This is a genomic window from Micromonospora sp. NBC_01655, from assembly GCF_026339755.1.
GTDB lineage: Bacteria > Actinomycetota > Actinomycetes > Mycobacteriales > Micromonosporaceae > Micromonospora.
Genome location: NZ_JAPEQF010000001.1, coordinates 408,963 through 426,450 on the forward strand (window position 1 = coordinate 408,963; position 17,488 = coordinate 426,450).

Sequence of the window (17,488 nt, forward strand, 5' to 3'; positions counted from 1 at the left end):
CGTGTACACCCTCGTCCGCATCGTCAACCGGCTCCGGCGTCCGCTGCGCATCCGCCTCGTCGGCCCCGCCGACCAGACCGCCGCCGCCCTGCACGGCCTGGCGCACATGGTCAGCCGCCGCCCCGACATGGCCGACCGGCGCATCCGCATCGACCTCACCATCCGCGAGAAGCCCTTGCAGGAGTGGCGATGACCGAACGCACCGAAACCGCCGTACGCCTGGTCATCCTGCTCGCCATCGGCACCATGGCCGGCGCCGCCGCCTTCACCCACGTCCACGACCTGTCCGTCACCCACGGCCAACCCGACTGGATCGGCTGGGCCAACGCCGTAGCCGTCGAACTCATGGCCATCTACCTCGGCCTCGAACTACGCGCCCGCCGCCGCGCCCGCCGCCCGGTCGGCCTGGTCGCCTCACTGCTCGTCGCGTTCGCGCTGCTGTCCCTCGCCGCCCAGGTCGCCGAAGCCGAACCGTCCGTGTGGGGCTGGACCGTGGCCGCCGTGCCGTCCCTGGCGTTCCTCGCCCTGGTCAAGGTCGTCCTGTCCAACACCCCCGCCCTGCCGCCCGCACCCGAACCCGACCAACCCCCGATCGACTGGGACGACGTACCCGAGCAGACCACCCCCGACCCCGAACCGAAGCGTCCAGCCGACCCCGTGCCGCCGGCCGTCCCGGCCCCGGCCGCCATCTCCGCCCCGGCGGTGATGCCGCCTCCGCGTGGCGTCGTCCAGTCGAACCGGCCGCACGTCGTCGGGATCATCCGATGACGGCTGCGACCCTGCCCGCCTGCCCCGACCCCGGCTGCCACTCCCCGGCCGGGGTCGCGGGCGGCCCGCATGGCGCTGCCCCGCTCCGTTGACGTGCTCAAGCAGATCGCCATCGAGTACGGCGTCTGCGTCCGCCCCCTCGCCATGCGCCGCACCGACCTCGACACCGGCCTGACCGAGGTCATCGACCTGCCCTGCGGCGCGACCCGCGAGGACAAGTGCCCACCGTGCGCGAAGAAGAACCGCCGGCTGCGACAGGCCCAGATCCGCGAGGGCTGGCACCGCGACGACGAACCCATACCCGGCCCGCAACCCGCCACCGAAGCGCAGAAGTCCCTGATCCTGTTCCGCGCACACCTGCAGTTCTCCCGCGACGAGGCATCCCGCGCCTGCCAGTGGGACCAGGTCGCCGACCTCGACGAGGCCATCCGCGAGGTAGAGGAAGCCATCGCCGCCGAGGGCCTGCGCGGGCGCGTCGGCCCACCCCACACGAGCACCGACGACGACCAGAGCGACGACGACACCAGCCGCCGCCGCAAGCGCTCCACGAAGCGGCGGCAGGACGCACCCGACCTGCCCCGGCGCAAGGTCGAAGCGCGCACCGTCGGCCGCACCTACACCGCCCCCGACGGCTCCACCTACCGGCCGTCGATGTGGCTCACCCTCACCCTCGACTCGTACGGGCCGGTCCGCCCCGACGGCACCCCCGTCAACCCCGACCGCTACGACTACCGCCGCGCCGCCTGGGACGCCGTCCACTTCCCCCGCCTGCTCGACCGGTTCTGGCAGAACCTACGCCGCTGCGAGGGATGGAACGTCCAGTACGCCGGCTGCGTCGAACCCCAACGCAGACTCGCCCCACACGCACACTTCGCCATCCGGGGCACCATCCCCCGCGACACCCTGCGCACCGTCGCCGCCGCCACCTACCACCAAGTGTGGTGGCCGTCCGTCGACGTCCAGCGGTACACCGCCGACCGGCCCCCGGTCTGGGACGAACAGGCGGCGGCGTGGGTCGACCCGGACACCCGTCACCCGCTGACCACCTGGAACGAAGCCCTCGACGCCATCGACGACAACCCCGACGCCGAACCCGTACACGTCGTCCGCTTCGGCACCCAGGTCGACGCCCGCGGCGTCATGCCCGGCACCGAAGACGCCGAACGAACCATCCGGTACGTCACGAAGTACATCACCAAGCACACCGGCGACTGCCACAAGGCGACCACCGACCGGCAACGCGCCCACCTCGACCGGCTCTGGCGCGCACTGCGAGTTACCCCCTGCACCGACCGGTGCGCCAACTGGCTGCTCTACGGCATCCAACCCCGCAAGGCCAACGCCAAGCTCAAGCCGGGCCGCTGCAAGGGCAAGGTCCACCAACGCGACACCCTCGGCATCGGCGGCCGACGCATCCTCATCTCCCGCGACTGGTCCGGCAAGACCCTCGCCGACCACAAACACGACGTACGCGCCTGGGTACGCGCACTGCTCGGCGTCACCACCGACAGCGCCACCGCCAGCGGTGCGGCCGGCGACCCCGGGCAGCTCGTCGACGACCAGGGCGCCACCGCCGAACGGGCCCGGCACGCCTGGGAACTCGCCCGACCCGACGACGCCGACGTCGGCCCGCTGTCCTACCGGCTCATGCGCTCGACCAGCGAACGCGCCCGCTGGCGCACCGAACTACTCGCCGCGAAGGACCGGGCCGAGCAGGGACCGGCTGACCTTTCGGCAACTCAGCACATCGCACCACAGCACGACGGGGAGGAAGATCAAGTTGGACGAGGTCCTTACGATCGAGCAGGCAGCGGCCCGGATCAACATGAGTGAGCGCTACGTGCGCCGCCTGGTCGCCGAACGGCGTATCCCGTTCCACAAGCTCGGGCGCAGCGTCCGAATCAAGGCCGCTGACCTCGCTGCGCACGTCGAATCCGGGCGGGTGGAACCGCTGACCTCCTCCGGGGTGTGGCGTGACCTTCAGCGGGTGGCCTGCTGGCGAACAAGGAAGGGCACCGGCGGTTCGGCAACGTGCGCAAGCTGCCGTCCGGGCGGTACCAGGCGCGGTACCCGGGGCCGGACGGTCGGATGCGGAACGCGCCGGAGACGTTCAGCCGGAAGTCGGACGCCGACCGGTACCTGACGCTCGTCGAGGCACAGATGGTGCGGCGGGAGTGGGTCGACCCGGACTTGGCCAAGGTGAAGCTCGACGACTACGCACGGCGGTGGATCGAACAGCGGCCGAACCTGCGACCCCGGACCGTCCACCTGTACGGCTGGCTCCTGGAAAAGCACATCGTCCCGCACCTCGGCGGGACCGAGTTGGGCCGGCTGGACACGCCGATGGTTCGCGACTGGCGGGCGAAACTGCTCGGCAACGGCGTCTCGGTGAGCATGGCGGCCAAGGCGTACCGGCTGCTGCGCGCGGTGCTGATGACGGCGGTCAAGGAAGACCAGATCCTGACCCGGAACCCGTGCCAGATACCCGGTGCCGACCAGGAGAAGGCCGCGGAACGGCCGGTGCTCACGCTGGCCCAGGTCTTCAAGCTGGCCGACATCGTGCCGCCCCGGTACCGCGCCCTGGTCCTGGTGACCGCCTTCGGGTGCCTGCGCTGGGGCGAGGTGTCCGCACTGCAACGGCAGGACGTCGACCCAGCGGCCGGCACGATCCGGATCAGGCAGGCGTACACCGAACAGCGTGGGGTCGGCCTGGTGCTCGGGCCGCCGAAGTCCCGGGCCGGCCGACGCACGGTCACCCTGCCCCCGGCGGTCGTCGAGGTCGTCCGTGACCACCTGGCGGCCGAGGTCGACGACAACCCTGACGCGTTCGTCTTCACCACCGAGAGTGGGCGCCCGATCTGGCGGGGCAACCTGAACAAGCTCATCGCCTGGAAGGCGAGCGTGTCCCGAATCGGACAGCCGAACCTGCACTTCCACGACCTGCGGCACACCGGGAACACCCTCGCCGCCCGGACCGGGGCGAGCACTCGCGACCTGATGGCCCGGATGGGTCACGACTCACCGCAGGCCGCGCTGATCTACCAGCACGCGACGGCGGAAGCTGGCCGGGCCATCGCCCTGGCATTGAACGAGGCAATGAGCACAAGCCAGGCAAGACCTAAGAAGAGGGGGTCTTCTAAGAAGAAATCCAAGAAAAAGGAAGGAAGGGCCAAGAGCACGGCAGGCGACTGAGCACCCGGGCCGGTGCACTACCGCACCGGCCGGTGTACTATTGCACCACCTCGGCGGGTAGCCCTTTGGCAGAAGGCGCCGAGCCACGGGAGGTACCCCCGTAGCTACCGGCTTGGCGCATATACAACCAACTACATGGCGCCGAGTTGATCGTGAATAAATTTCTATATGCGGAGGCACCCGAATGCACGAAGAGCAACGTCACATGCGTCAAGGAGCGAAGAATGGTAAGTCGGGGACGACACCCGAAGAAGGAGATCTCCGATGCGCTTTGCCGAGCTGAGGATGTCGGCCTCATCGTGGACGAGATTCATCGGGGCCACCGGTGGGGGAAGGTAGTTTGCCAGCACTGTTCCACCAGCCGCGGCGTCTGGACCACGCCACAGGACGCGGGCACCCATGCAAAGCAGATCGAGCGTTTCACTCGGAACCACACCCACCCCTTGCCTTCAGCGTGACCAACTGCAGCAATCTGAGGCCGGAGGGAGGTAGGCGATGACAACACACGTGTTCACGGTGGTGCTGGATCGGGAGCCAGCCGATGATGAACTGGATGCTCTGTTCGCCGCTGGCTGTGATGATGCCGCGTTCGGCTCAGAAAACGGCCTCCCGATTGGCGAGTTCGATCGGGAGGCGGAAACCATGGCAGACGCGATCGCATCCGCGGTACGCGAACTTGATGGCGTCGGCCTGGTGGCGCTCCGCATCGCAGACCAAGATCTGCTGACCCTGGCCGACATAGCGGACCGCATCGGTCAGAGCCGGGAATCGGTGCGGCGATACACCACGGGGGAACGCGGTCCCGGCACCTTTCCACCACCCGTCAACCCAGCTCGTGACGGCACATCCTTCTACCGTTGGAGCGAGGTTGCCCCCTGGATCAGGCGCAACCTCAAGATCGATGCACCGGAATCAGACCCGGCACTCGTCGTGGCGAACCTCGTGCTTCAGGCCCGGCAGCACCGTGAGCGCGTCCCTCACATGGCAGCACTGGTCAACCTGCTCACGGCGTAGCAGTGAGCCGCTCGGTGAGCTAATGGCACGCCAATGGCACGCCGCATGATCATTGATCTTGAAACCTCGAAGGCCCTGGCTCGGGACTCGCGTCCTGAGCAGGGCCTTCGTGCTGGAGCGGGTGACGGGAATCGAACCCGCACTGTCAGCTTGGGAAGCTGATGTTCTGCCATTGAACTACACCCGCAGGCGGCACCACTGTACCCGACGGCGTCACCGGGTGCATCCAGGTACCCCCATCGCGCGCCACCGACCGGCAGCCGCGCCGGGCCGGCGCCGCCGCCCGCACCGCCATCCGGTCCGTGGCCGCCCTCACCGTCGCCCCGCGATCCCCGGCCCATCGATGAGCCGTAGAAGTTCCACGTAGGCAATATATAGCCATTCTCAAATCCCTCGATCAGTTGTAACGTCTGGCGCACGTTCCAGCCATGGCGCGACACACCCCCTGTCGTGCCGCCAGAAAGAGGTGGGCCCATGGGACTCCGTCCCAACCTGCTGACCCGGCGTACCGCCGGCGTCGCGTCGACGACCCTCGCGCTCCTGCTCAGCACCGCCGCCGTGGGCGTCGTTCCGGCCGCATCGGCCTTCTCCGCCGCCCCTGCGGAGAGCTGCGCCGAGCCGGCCGACGTGCACTCCGACGCCCGGGTCAAGGCCGGCGCGCACGCCAAGCACGAACCCAACGAGCTGACCGTCGCGCAGGTCCGCGAGCGCGAGGCCGACCTGTCGAGCGCCCTGCGCGAGCGGGCCAACTACCGGGCCGGCGCCGGCGCCGGCACGCTCGCCACCGTCACCATCCCGGTCGTCGTGCACGTCATCCAGGAGAACAGCACCCGGGCCGGCGGCAACATCCCGGACTCGCTGATCACCTCGCAGATCACCGTGCTGAACCAGGCCTACAGCGGTGCCACCGGCGGCGCGGCGACCGCCTTCAGCTTCCAGCTCCAGAAGATCAACCGGGTCACCAACCCGGCGTGGTACCCGATCGTGTCGGGCTCGTCGGCCGAGCGCTCGATGAAGACCTCGCTGCGTGAGGGCGGCAAGAACACCCTGAACATGTACCTCGGCGAGCTGAGCGACGGCCTGCTCGGCTGGGCGACCTTCCCGAAGAAGGCGCTGGACAAGATGGACGGCGTCGTCGTGCTGAGCGAGTCGCTGCCGGGCGGCACCGCCACCAACTACAACCAGGGCGACACCGGCACCCACGAGATCGGCCACTGGCTGAACCTTTACCACACCTTCCAGGGTGGCTGCTCCGGCTCGGGCGACGGCGTGAGCGACACCCCGGCGGAGGCCTCGCCGGCGTACCAGTGCCCGACCGGGCGGGACACCTGCACCGCGACCGGCCTGGACCCGATCACCAACTTCATGGACTACACCTACGACTCGTGCATGCACCAGTTCACCACCGGGCAGGCGAGCCGGATGCTGACCGCGTGGAACGCGTACCGCGCGGCCTGACGTACCCCTGTTCCTGACCCTCCGGTGCCGGCTCCGTCCTCCGACGGGGCCGGCACCGGCGTCGTCGGGGGGTCAGGCCGCCGCGCGGTGGGCGCCGCGGGCATGCCGGGTCGGCCCCTGATCCGGTACGCCCACCGGGGCGCCACCCGCGCCGCCGGCCCGGGGGTCGAGCCACACCTGCACGGCCGGCCGCCCCGGGCCCTCGCCAGGGAAGACGGCGCCGCCCTGGCCGTGCCGGGCGAGCATCGCCACGTCGACGGTGAACTCGAACAGCCGCCAGTCCACCTGCGGGGCGGCCCGCCCCAACTCGGCGAGCCGGGCCACCCGGGCCTGGTCGGTCACCGGCCACGCATGCCCCGCCACGTACGCCTCGTCGTCGCTGTCCTCCGGCGGGAAGGAGTGCAGCGCGTAGCGGCCGTCGCGTTCGAGGTCGCGCCGCTTCGGCGAGTCGACGATGAAGCAGAAGAGGCCGTCGTCGGTGATCACCGGGGAGACCGGGTGCACCCGGGGCCCACCGTCGGCGCGGACGGTGGCCAGGTAGCCGAAGCCCGGCCCGTACTGCTGCATGAGGAGGCGGATCCCGCCGGCGAGTCGTGGCTCGTCAGCGGCGAATTCGGACCAGGAAGCCATGTGGACATTCTATCGAACACGTGTACGACAGGCGAGCGCGGCACGCCGGACGCCGCAGGCGATGACAGGCCCGCCGAGCAGGGTCGCTATGGTGTGGCGATGCTGCTCTCCGACCGCGATCTCGTCAGCGAGCTGAAGGCTGGCACGCTCGCGCTGGAGCCGTTCGAGCCCACCCTGGTGCAGCCGTCGAGCATCGACGTACGCCTGGACAAGCTCTTCCGGGTCTTCAACAACCATCTCTACACGCACATCGACCCGTCGGTGCAGCAGGACGACCTGACCTCCATGATCGAGGTGCCCGACGGCGAGCCGTTCGTGCTGCACCCGGGCGAGTTCGTGCTCGCCTCGACGCTGGAGGTGATCTCGCTCGGCGACCAGCTCGCGGGCCGACTGGAGGGCAAGTCGAGCCTGGGCCGGCTCGGGCTGCTCACCCACTCCACGGCCGGGTTCATCGACCCGGGCTTCTCCGGCCACGTCACGCTGGAGCTGTCCAACGTGGCGAATCTGCCGATCACGCTCTGGCCGGGCATGAAGATCGGTCAGCTCTGCATCTTCCGGCTCTCCTCGCCGGCCGAGCACCCGTACGGGTCGGCGGTGTACGGCTCGCGGTACCAGGGCCAGCGCGGCCCGACCCCGAGTCGCTCCTGGCGGAACTGGCGCACCTGGCCCACCCGCTGACGCCGCAGGTGCGGCGGACGGGGCCCGTCCCGTCGTCGGAACGGGCCCCTTCCGCTCAGCCGGGGCGTCCGTAGCTGTTGATCTGACCGTCGTCGACCCGCTTCATCTTGACCGGCTGGCCGGCCTGGGAGGCGTGCACCACCCACCCGCCGCCGACGTACATGCCGACGTGGTGCAGGTCGGCGTAGTAGAAGACGAGGTCGCCGGGGCGCAGGTCGGCGCGGCTCACCCGGGCGGTCACCGACCGCTGCTGGGCCGCGTTGTGCGGCAGCGACACGCCGGCCTTCGCCCAGGCCGCGAGCATCAGGCCCGAGCAGTCGTACGAGTTGGGGCCCTCGGCGCCCCAGACGTAGGGCTTGCCGATCTGGGCGCAGGCGAACTTCACCGCGACCCCCGCGCCGCCGCCCGGGTAGGCAGCCGGGCAGGGGGCGGGCCGCAGCGGGCCGCCGCCACCGTTGCCGTACACCTTGAGCCGCAGCTTCTGCAGCCGGTCGATCTCGGTGTTGATCTGCTTGCGCTTGGCGGCGAGCTGCGCCTCGGCGCGGGTGAGCTGGGCGACCATCTCGTCCAGCGGCTTCTTCTTCGCGTCCAGTTCGTCGCGGAGGTCGATCACCGCCCGGACGTCGCGCTGCTGGCGCTCGGCGAACTGGTCGAGCAGCTCCAACTGCCCCATCATCTGACCGGGCGAGCGGCTGCCGAGCAGCGCGTTCACCGCCGAGAGGTTCTCACTCTTGTACGCCTCGACGGCGAGGCCGCTGACCTTGTCCATCGCCTCGTCGACCCGGCGTTGCAGCGGCCCGATCTGCTTGGCGAGCGCGTCGGCCTGCCGGCGCTTGCGGGCGAGGTCCTGGCGGGTGGCGTTGTGCCGCTCGATGAGCGGTTCGAGCTTGTTCCAGTCCTGGTCGATCTGCCGCTCGATCTCGGCGACCGAGGGATCGGCGTGGGCCGCGGTCGCGGTGCCGGTCAGGACGACGGCGATGCCGGCCAGAGCGGCGAGGGCGGTGGTGAAGCGTGACCAGCGTGGGCGCGGCGCAGCCGGCATGCGGTCGGCCTGTGCCGACCGGCGTGACGGGTGCCGCGGGGCATGGTGTGCCACCGGGCTCCGTTCTCCTTCTTCCCTGACCGCCTACCGGGTTAGCTGACGGGTTCGGGCGGGAAGGGAGAGCGCCCTACCGCAGCGGCGCTGCGGATTCACCCCGGCGTACCTGGGTCCCCGGCTCGCCCGGAGGCGACTCGGCGGTGTCGGACCGTCACCGCCCCGGCTGGGCGGTGCAGCTTCCGGTCGACGATTGACCAGAGTAGAGATCGCCGTTATCGATCCGCAACCCGCCGGGCCGTGACACGACGTACCGTGCCACGATACGGAAGTTTCCTTCACATCAAGGCGCTTCATGGAAAGCTATTGACGCGGGGAGACGACGGCGGGAGGGTGACCTCATCAACATCCACTCAGGAGGTTCGATGCCCCGTTCCGTCGTGTCGTCGAGCAGACGGATCCTGCTCGGTGCCGCCGTGGCCGCCGCCACGGCCCTCGTGCCCCTCGGTACCGCGGCCGCCCCGGCCGCGGCCGGCCAGACCCCCGACCGCCAGCAGCAGTACGCCGACGCCGCCGCCGAGTACGGCGTGCCGGAGAGCGTCCTGCTCGGCGTCTCCTACCTACAGTCCCGGTGGGACACCAACGCCGGCACCCCCAGCACCAGCGGGGGCTACGGGCCGATGCACCTCACCGACGCCGAGTACGTGACCGGCCTGCCCGCCGGCACCCATCACGACTCCGGCGACGAGGACCCGCGCGGGGACGACTCCCGCCCGGCCCCGGCCGCCGCCCAGCCCCCGGCCGACGAGGCCCCGACCGCGGCGTCGTTGCAGACCCTGGACGCCGCCGCCACCCTCACCGGGGCCGACGAGGCGACCCTGCGCACCGACGCGTCGACGAACATCCGGGGCGGGGCGGCGCTGCTCGCGTCGTACCAGCGGCAGATCGGCGCCCCGGTCGGGGCCGGCACCGACCCGGCGGCCTGGTACGGCGCGGTGGCCCGGTACGCCGGCGCGGACGGCGCCGACGCGGCGGCGGCCTTCGCCGACGAGGTCTTCGGCACCATCGCCGAGGGCGAGAGCCGGGTGACCGACGACGGGCAGCGGGTGACCCTCGCCGCCCGCGCGGTGACCCCGGAGAAGTCCTGGCTGGACCGGCTCGGCCTGCGCCTGCCGGAGCGCCCCGACGGCCTGGAGTGCCCGTCGACCATCTCCTGCGAGTGGATCCCCGCGCCGTACCAGTCGCTCGGTGCCGACCCCGGCGACTACGGCAACCACGACCTGTCCGACCGGCCGAAGCGGCAGAAGGTCGAGTACATCCTCATCCACGACACCGAGGGCAGCTACGCGGGCACGGTCAACATGGTCCAGGACCCGACCTACGTGAGCTGGCACTACACGCTGCGCTCGGTGGACGGGCACATCGCCCAGCACGTGAAGACCAAGGACGTGGCCTGGCACGCCGGCAACTGGTACGTCAACGCCAAGTCGATCGGGCTGGAGCACGAGGGCTTCGCCGCCCAGGGCACCTGGTACACCGAGGCGATGTACCGCACCTCGTCGAAGCTGGTCCGGTACCTCGCGCTGCGGTACGGCGTCCCGCTGGACCGGCAGCACATCATCGGCCACGACAACGTCCCCGGCACCGTCGCGGCGAACGTGCGGGGCATGCACTGGGACCCGGGCCCGTACTGGGACTGGTCGCACTACTTCGACCTGCTGCGCGCGCCGGAGCTCAACACCGGCACCCCGCTGACCGGCATGGTGCGGATCGACCCGGACTTCGCCACCAACCGGCCGGCGTTCACCGGCTGTGTGACGGCGGGCGTGCCGTGCCCCTCGCGCGGCTCCTCGGCGGTGGTGCTGCGTGCCGCGCCGCGCGCCGACGCGCCGCTGGTCAACGACATCGCCCTGCGTCCGGACGGCTCGCCGGCCACGATGGCCGTCTCCGACCACGGCGCCCGCGCCTCGTCCGGGCAGACGTACGCCCTGGCCGGCCGTGAGGGCGACTGGACGGCGATCTGGTACCTCGGGCAGAAGGCGTGGTTCCACAACCCGGCGTCCGCGCCCACCGCAGCGTGGACCGTCGGCCTGGTGGCCACCCCGAAGGCCGGGAAGGCGACGATCCCGGTGTACGGCCGGGCGTACCCGGAGGAGGCGGCGTACCCGGCAGGCGTGCCGTACCAGCCGATCTCGCCGTTGCAGTACACCCTCTCCGCCGGCCAGCGGTACGCCGTCGGCAACGTGCTGCCCGGCGAGTACTACCGGGCCGCCACGTTCGACGGCTCGGCCCCCGGTGACTGGACGGTGATCCGGGGTGAGAAGCAGTACGTGCAGATCCAGTTCGGCCACCGGATCATGTACGTCGACCGCGCCGACGTGGACCTGGTGCCGTCCCCGCTGGGCGCGCCCCGCTGACGGTCCCCACGGCACGACGAAGGCCCCCGGTCGGGTGACCGGGGGCCTTCGCGTGGACGGTGCTCAGGTACCGCGGCTCGCGCGGCACCGGGTCCGGGCGGCCTTCGCGGGGACCGCGCCGGGATACCGGCTGCGCGGCCCGGACCGGGGCCGCGCGCGGCGTCAGCCGGGTCGGCGGAAGCCGGCGACCGGCATGGTGTTGATGCTGCTCACGTTGACCGGCTTGCCGGCCCGGGGCGCGTGCACCATCAGGTCGTTGCCCAGGTACAGGCCGACGTGGTGCAGGTCGCTGAAGAAGAACACCAGGTCACCGGGGCGGGCCTCCGAGCGCGGGATGGCTCGGCCCTCGTTCCACTGCGCGCCGGTGAAGTGGGTCAGCGAGATCCCGGCCGCCCGGTACGCGTACTGGGTCAGGCCGGAGCAGTCGAACGAGTTCGGGCCGGTCGCCCCCCAGACGTACGGGTCGCCGACCTGGGCGCAGGCGGTCTTGATCGCGGTACGGGCGGCCGAGCTGACCACGCCCTTGATCGTCGGGCAGCCGTTGGCGGCGGGCACCACGGTCTTCGGCATCGACGACTGCAACCGCTTGATCTCGGTGTTGATCTGCGTCTTCTTGGCCGCCAGTTCCTTGGTCTGCTTCTCCTGGGCGACGATCAGCGTGTCCAGCTTCAGCTTCTGCCCGTCGTACTTGGCCCGGATGGCGAGCACGCCCTGCAACTGACGGCGCTCCTCCGAGGCCAGCCGGTCCAGCATGGTGAGCTGCTCGGCGAGCGTCCCCGGCTTGGTGCTGACCAGCAGCGCGCCGAGGTCCTGCGACGGGCCGGAGATGTAGTAGCGGGCGGCGAGGTCACCGACCCGGTTCATCGCCAGCTCGGTCTCGAGCGCGAGCGGCTCGATCTTCTTCTCCAGCTCCGCCGACTTCTGCTTGTTCACCTTGAGCTGGGAGCGCACCTTGTTGTACTGCTCGATGGTGGGTTCGAGCTGCTCCCACTGCTTGTCGATCTGCGCCTCGATCTCGTCGACCGAGGGCTCGGCGTACGCGGGCGCGGTCAGCGTTCCGACCCCCACGGCGACCGCCGCGACCAGGGTGAGTAAACGGCGTACGAATCGGCGGGCGCCACCCGGACGAGCAGGTGACCGGCCCAGGACATGACGATGGGGGGGCATGGTTGCCACCGGCACCGACTCCTTCGCAACCGACCGCCGGGCGCCTCGCGAGAGGGAAGATCGAGGCAGACGACCCACAGCGGTCAGCGCCCCACATTAAGGGAGGCCCGCGCGGGGAATCAAGGCGGGGCGGCCCACCGTCACGCCCCGACAACCGTTCGCACACAACGGGTGTGGGTCGCGGCGCGACGGCGGGCCCGGGCCGTGCCGAGCCGGCCGGCCGGCCGGGGCGCTCAGCCGACGATGGCCGTCAACACGTCGTCGAGGGTCACCACGCCCAGCGGCAGGCGCCCGTCGCTGACCAGGACCATGTGCCGCCGCTCGCGGCGCATCGCCAGCAGCAGGTCGGCCAGCGTACGGTCCGGCGGGACCACGGCCAGCGGGTGGTACACCTCGGCGGGCACCGGCGCACGGCGGTCCGCCCCGGCGTACCCGAGGACGTCCTTGACGTGCACGAAGCCGAGCACCCGGCGGGTGGCCCGCTGCACCACCGGGAACCGGGACCGGCCGGTGCGGGTGGCCAGCACCTCCAGCGAGGCCGGCGAGACGTCCTCGGCCACCGTGGTCACCGTCGACCACGGTTGCAGGGCGTCCGCGGCGGTGCGGCTGTGCAGCGCGAGCGCGCCGGTGATCCGGGCGTGCTCCTCCGCGTCGAGCAGCCCCTCCGTGCGGGCCTGGGCCACCAGCCCGGCCAGTTCCTCGGCGGTGAAGACCGTCTTGACCGCGTCCGTCGCCTCGACCCGCCACAGCCCCAGCACCTGCCGCGCCGCCCACTTCATCGCCAGCAGCAGCGGTTTGGTCGCCGTGCAGAACGCGAGCATCGCCGGGCCCAGCCAGAGCGCCGCCGGCTCCGGCCCGGCGAGGGTGATGTTCTTCGGCACCATCTCGCCGACGACGGTGTGCAGGAAGACCACCACGCCGAGGGCGATCAGGAAGGCCACCGGGTGCACCGCCCCGGCCGGCAGCGCCAGCGCGTGGAATGGCGTCTCCAGCAGGTGTGCCAGCGCCGGTTCGGCGATCGCGCCGAGGCCCAGCGAGCAGACCGTGATGCCGAGCTGCGCCCCGGCGATCATCAGCGGGATCTGGTTCATCGCCGACAGCGCCCACCGGGCCCGCTTCGACGTCGCCGCGAGCGGCTCGATCACGGTCCGCCGGGACGCGATGAGCGCGAACTCGCTGCCGACGAAGAAGGCGTTGCCGAGCAGCAGCAGCACGGTCACCGACAGCTCAAGCATCGTCGCCGGGCTCCTCCGGGCGGACCACCCGCACCTGCTCGATGCGGTGCCGCTCCACCTCGACCACGGTGAACTCGTACCCGCTCTCCTCGACCGTCTCCCCGGCCACCGGGATGTGCCCGAGCCGGGCCATCAGGAAGCCGGCGAGGGTCTCGTACGGGCCCTCGGGCAGCCGGAAGCCGGTCTGCTCGGCCAGTTCGTCCTCGCGCAGCACCCCGTCGACCAGGGCGGTCCGCTCGCCGCCCGGCACGGTCAGCTCGACCGGCCCGACGTCGTCGACCGCAGCCGGGTCGAACTCGTCGGCGATCTCTCCGACCAGCTCCTCCACCAGGTCCTCCATGGTCACCACGCCGTCGGTCCCGCCGTACTCGTCCACCACGATCGCCAGGTCCGAGCCGGCCGCCTTGAGCGCCGAGAGGACGCCGTCGAGGTCGAGGCTCTCCGGCACGTACACCGGCTCCCGGGCGACCGACGCGACGCTGGCGCCGGCCCGGCGGGCGAGCGGGACGCCCAGCGCGTCCGGCACCGCCGCGACGCCGGTGACCAGGTCGAGGGTCTCCTCGAAGACCGGGAACCGGGTCCGGCCGGTCTGCTGGGCGAGGGTGAGCAGCTCGGCCACGCTGGCCGTGGCGCGTAGCGCGATCACGTCCACCCGGGGGGTCATCGCCTCGGCGGCCCGCTTGTCGCCGAAGCGGATGGTGCGCCGTAGCAGCATCGCGGTGTCCGGGGGGAGCGCGCCGGCCTGGGCCGAGATCACCGCGAGCAGGCCCAGCTCCTCCGGGGACCGGGCACTGGCCAGTTCCTCCTGCGGCTCCACCCCGAGGCGTCGGACCAGCGTGTTCGCCGAGTTGTTCAGCCCTCTGATCAGCCACCCGAACGTGCGGGAGAAGCCGCGCATCCCCGGGGCGGTGGCCAGCGCGGCGGGCATCGGCCGGGCCAGCGCCAGGTTCTTCGGCACCAGCTCGCCGAAGAGCATGGAGAGCAGGGTCGCCAGGGCGAGGGCCAGGAACGGGGTGAACCGGTCGGCGGACGCCCCCAGCGGGTGCAGCAGCGGGGTGAACAGGCGGGCCAGCGCCGGCTCGGCCAGGTACCCGGTGAGCAGGGCGGTGATGGTGATGCCGAGCTGCGCCCCGGAGAGCTGGAAGGAGAGTTCGTGCAGCGCGTGGCGGACCGTGGCCGCCCCGCCGTCCCCGGCCGCGGCGCGCCGGTCGATCTCCGGCCGGTCCACGGTGACCAGGGCGAACTCGGCCGCGACGAAGAACGCGTTACCCGCCGTCAGCAGCACGAAGCCGACCAGGGGCAACACCATGGTAACAAGAGGACTGTCGATGATCGGTTCACCTCGGCGCGATTGTTCCACGACCGGCCGCGTCGCACACGACCACGCGCAGTCGCCGCCGGCCCGTCGCCGGCCCCCTGATCGTCGCCACCGCCGCGCCCGTCGTGGCGACCGCCACCGTCACCTGACCCGGGCCGGCCGCGGTTCTCCAGCCGGGAACCGCGACGCGACGCGGCCCGAGGGGCCGCCGGCGTCGCCGCCCGCCATGGACGTGGTGCGGGACCGGGTCGCCGACCACCCCGAAAGCGACGCGGCGGCACCCGTCCGGGTGCCGCGCGCCCGGGTGGCTGGATGGCCGTCAGCTACCGGCCGCCGCGGTCTCCTTCGCGCCGGCGGCGTCCGCCGGCCTGACCGAGCGGAGCAACACGCTGGCGACGTCGACCACCTCGACCTGCTCGCCGGCGCCCTTGCCGTTCACCCCGTCGTTCAGCATCGTCGAGCAGAACGGGCAGCCGACCGCGATGGTCTTCGCCCCGGTGGACATGGCCTCCTCGACCCGGTCCACGTTGATCCGCTTGCCGATCTTCTCCTCCATCCACATCCGGGCGCCGCCGGCCCCGCAGCAGAAGGAGCGCTCGCTGTTGCGCGGCATCTCGGTGAGTTCGCCGGCGACGGAGCTGTCGAGGACCTCGCGCGGCGGGGTGAAGACCCGGTTGTGCCGGCCCAGGTAGCAGGGGTCGTGGTAGGTGACGCCGCCGTCGACGGGCTGGACCGGGGTGAGCCTGCCGCTGCTGACCAGGTGGGCCAGGAGTTGGGTGTGGTGCACCACCTCGAACTCGCCGCCGAGCTGCCCGTACTCGTTGCCCAGGGTGTTGAAGCAGTGCGGGCAGGTGGCGACGATCTTGCGCTTGCCCTGCTCCCGGCCCTCGAACGCCTCGTTGAGGGTCTCCACGTTCTGCTGCGCGAGCATCTGGAAGACGAACTCGTTGCCGATCCGGCGGGCCGGGTCACCGGTGCAGGTCTCGCCCTCGCCGAGGATGGCGAACTTCACGCCGGCCTCGTTGAGCAGCGTGGCGACCGCCCGGGTGGTCTTCTTGGCCCGGTCCTCGAACGCGCCGGCGCAGCCGACCCAGAACAGGTACTCGAAGTCCTCGACCTCGCCGACCCGGGGCACCTCGAAGTCGAGGCCCTTGGTCCAGTCCTCCCGGGTGTTCTGCGGCGCGCCCCACGGGTTGCCCTTGTTCTCCAGGTTGCGCAGCATCACGCCGGCCTCGGACGGGAAGCTCGACTCGATCAGCACCTGGTAGCGGCGCATGTCGACGATGTGGTCGACGTGCTCGATGTCGACCGGGCACTGCTCGACGCACGCCCCGCAGGTGGTGCAGGACCAGAGGACGTCCGGGTCGATGACCCCGCCCTCCTCGGCCCCGCCGATCAGCGGCTTCTCGGCCTCGGCGAGCGCCAGCACGTCCATGTGGGCGAGCTGGGCGGCGGTGGCCTTCTCCTCGCCGGTCAGGTCCTTGCCGCCGCCGGCCAGCAGGTACGGCGCCTTGGCGTACGCGTGGTCGCGCAGGCTCAGCACGAGCAGCTTCGGCGACAGCGGCTTGCCGGTGTTCCAGGCCGGGCACTGCGACTGGCACCGGCCGCACTCGGTGCAGGTGCTGAAGTCGAGCAGGCCCTTCCAGGTGAACTGCTCGACCTGGGCGACGCCGAACTGGTCGGACTCGGGGTCGGCCTCCTCGAAGTCGAGCGGCTTGCCCTCGCTCATCATCGGCCGCAGCGCGCCGAGACCGGAGCCGGCCGTACCCGGGTTGCGCTTGAAGAAGATGTTGAAGAACGCCAGGAAGCGGTGCCAGGCGACGCCCATGGTCACGTTGAGCGCGATGACGATCAGCCAGGTCATCGAGATGGCGATCTTGATGAGGGCGGCGATGCTGACGCCGGCCTCCCAGTCGGGCAGCAACGAGCCGACGGCGTGGCTGACCGGGGTGGCCCAGACCGGGTACTCGAAGTGGTCAGTGGCGACCTTGAAGCCCTGGACGACGAAGCCCATGATCAGCACCGCGAGGACCACGGCCTCGACGAAGTAGCCCTGCCACATGGTCGAGCCGGTGAACCGGGACCGCCCGCCCGGCCGGGTCGGCCGGTTGCGGACCCGGATCGTGATCAGCACCAGGATGCCGACCACGCCGAGCACCGCGATCAGCTCGGTGACCAGGCCGTAGACCGCCAGGCCACCGATCAGCGGCAGGCCCCCGGTCGGGGAGACGACCTCGAAGTACGCCTCCAGCACCAGCAGCGACAGCACGATGAAGCCGACCATCACGAACCAGTGCGCGGCGCCCACCACGCTCCACCTGAGCATCCGCGTGTGGCCGGCGGTCTCCGCCAGCATCGTCTTCGTGCGGGCGCCCCGGTCGGTGAACCGCTCCGGGTCGGGCTGACCCAACCTGATCACTGCCACCATCTTCATGACCGCGCGCACCGCAAGCCACACCGCCACGGCGGTGATGGCGGCCGCGAGGATCGTGGTGACGATCTGGACGCTGCCCATCGAGTTGGCCTCCCGGTCTGCTGCCTGTCGAGCGGCTGGGCGACCGGGGACGGTCAGGGG

At 71.2% G+C, this 17,488-nt stretch carries 15 protein-coding genes, 1 tRNA gene and 1 riboswitch; of the genes, 9 read left to right on the forward strand and 7 right to left on the reverse strand.

Features of this window, described 5'->3' with window-relative positions:
• The first annotated feature begins 1 nt into the window (after position 1).
• The 6 genes from OOK41_RS02070 (at position 2) to OOK41_RS02095 (ending at position 4,974) form a co-directional block, all read left to right on the forward strand.
• Positions 2 to 193, forward strand: a complete 192-nt coding sequence (locus OOK41_RS02070; RefSeq protein WP_266262710.1) for a hypothetical protein — start codon at positions 2 to 4, stop codon at positions 191 to 193.
• A complete protein-coding gene (locus OOK41_RS02075) occupies positions 190 to 768 on the forward strand; it encodes a DUF2637 domain-containing protein (protein WP_266262711.1) in 579 nt (192 codons plus the stop codon). Before OOK41_RS02070 ends, OOK41_RS02075 begins: the two co-directional genes overlap by 4 nt.
• Before the next feature lie 69 nt (positions 769 to 837).
• Positions 838 to 2,601, forward strand: coding sequence for a replication initiator (locus OOK41_RS02080; protein ID WP_266262713.1), 1,764 nt, complete (start codon positions 838 to 840; stop codon positions 2,599 to 2,601).
• The gene (locus OOK41_RS02085) at positions 2,594 to 2,911 is read left to right on the forward strand and encodes an excisionase family DNA-binding protein (protein WP_266267710.1); all 318 of its coding nucleotides are present in this window, start codon (positions 2,594 to 2,596) and stop codon (positions 2,909 to 2,911) included. Before OOK41_RS02080 ends, OOK41_RS02085 begins: the two co-directional genes overlap by 8 nt.
• Entirely contained in the window at positions 2,800 to 3,960 is a 1,161-nt protein-coding gene (locus tag OOK41_RS02090; protein WP_266262715.1) for a tyrosine-type recombinase/integrase, read from the forward strand. The genes OOK41_RS02085 and OOK41_RS02090 overlap by 112 nt, the downstream gene beginning before the upstream one ends.
• A gap of 495 nt (positions 3,961 to 4,455) precedes the next feature.
• Positions 4,456 to 4,974, forward strand: a complete 519-nt coding sequence (locus tag OOK41_RS02095) for a hypothetical protein (protein WP_266262717.1) — start codon at positions 4,456 to 4,458, stop codon at positions 4,972 to 4,974.
• 113 nt (positions 4,975 to 5,087) lie between these two features.
• On the opposite strand, the gene OOK41_RS02100 is transcribed toward OOK41_RS02095, so the two are convergent.
• Positions 5,088 to 5,161: transfer RNA gene (locus OOK41_RS02100), tRNA-Gly, on the reverse strand.
• 287 nt (positions 5,162 to 5,448) lie between these two features.
• Here OOK41_RS02100 and OOK41_RS02105 point away from each other — a divergent pair.
• Positions 5,449 to 6,432, forward strand: coding sequence for a zinc metalloprotease (locus OOK41_RS02105; protein WP_266262719.1), 984 nt, complete (start codon positions 5,449 to 5,451; stop codon positions 6,430 to 6,432).
• 72 nt (positions 6,433 to 6,504) lie between these two features.
• Here OOK41_RS02105 and OOK41_RS02110 read toward each other — a convergent pair whose 3' ends face one another.
• Positions 6,505 to 7,062 carry a pyridoxamine 5'-phosphate oxidase family protein gene (locus OOK41_RS02110; RefSeq protein WP_266262721.1) on the reverse strand — a complete coding sequence of 186 codons (558 nt, stop codon included), beginning with the start codon at positions 7,060 to 7,062 and terminating at the stop codon, positions 6,505 to 6,507.
• Positions 7,063 to 7,161: 99 nt separating this feature from the next.
• Here OOK41_RS02110 and dcd point away from each other — a divergent pair, with 99 nt between their 5' ends.
• Entirely contained in the window at positions 7,162 to 7,740 is a 579-nt protein-coding gene (gene dcd, locus OOK41_RS02115; RefSeq protein ID WP_117668115.1) for a dCTP deaminase, read from the forward strand.
• 55 nt (positions 7,741 to 7,795) lie between these two features.
• Here dcd and OOK41_RS02120 read toward each other — a convergent pair whose 3' ends face one another.
• Positions 7,796 to 8,782: an NlpC/P60 family protein gene (locus OOK41_RS02120; RefSeq protein ID WP_266262723.1), complete on the reverse strand. Its 987-nt coding sequence runs from the start codon at positions 8,780 to 8,782 to the stop codon at positions 7,796 to 7,798.
• 66 nt (positions 8,783 to 8,848) lie between these two features.
• Positions 8,849 to 8,989, reverse strand: a riboswitch (cyclic di-AMP (ydaO/yuaA leader).
• Positions 8,990 to 9,201: 212 nt separating this feature from the next.
• Between OOK41_RS02120 and OOK41_RS02125 the strand changes: the two genes are divergently transcribed.
• Positions 9,202 to 11,193, forward strand: coding sequence for an N-acetylmuramoyl-L-alanine amidase (locus OOK41_RS02125; RefSeq protein WP_266262725.1), 1,992 nt, complete (start codon positions 9,202 to 9,204; stop codon positions 11,191 to 11,193).
• Between the two features lie 162 nt (positions 11,194 to 11,355).
• On the opposite strand, the gene OOK41_RS02130 is transcribed toward OOK41_RS02125, so the two are convergent.
• The 4 genes from OOK41_RS02130 to OOK41_RS02145 all read right to left on the reverse strand — a co-directional run bounded on the left by OOK41_RS02130 (position 11,356) and on the right by OOK41_RS02145 (position 17,428).
• Positions 11,356 to 12,375 carry a C40 family peptidase gene (locus OOK41_RS02130; RefSeq protein WP_266262727.1) on the reverse strand — a complete coding sequence of 340 codons (1,020 nt, stop codon included), beginning with the start codon at positions 12,373 to 12,375 and terminating at the stop codon, positions 11,356 to 11,358.
• A 218-nt stretch (positions 12,376 to 12,593) separates the two neighbouring features.
• A complete protein-coding gene (locus OOK41_RS02135; protein WP_266262729.1) occupies positions 12,594 to 13,595 on the reverse strand; it encodes a hemolysin family protein in 1,002 nt (333 codons plus the stop codon).
• The gene (locus tag OOK41_RS02140) at positions 13,588 to 14,904 is read right to left on the reverse strand and encodes a hemolysin family protein (RefSeq protein WP_266262731.1); all 1,317 of its coding nucleotides are present in this window, start codon (positions 14,902 to 14,904) and stop codon (positions 13,588 to 13,590) included. The genes OOK41_RS02135 and OOK41_RS02140 overlap by 8 nt, the downstream gene beginning before the upstream one ends.
• 328 nt (positions 14,905 to 15,232) lie before the next feature.
• On the reverse strand, positions 15,233 to 17,428 hold the full coding sequence (locus OOK41_RS02145; protein WP_266262733.1) for a (Fe-S)-binding protein: 2,196 nt from the start codon (positions 17,426 to 17,428) through the stop codon (positions 15,233 to 15,235).
• Between the last annotated feature and the right edge of the window lie 60 nt (positions 17,429 to 17,488).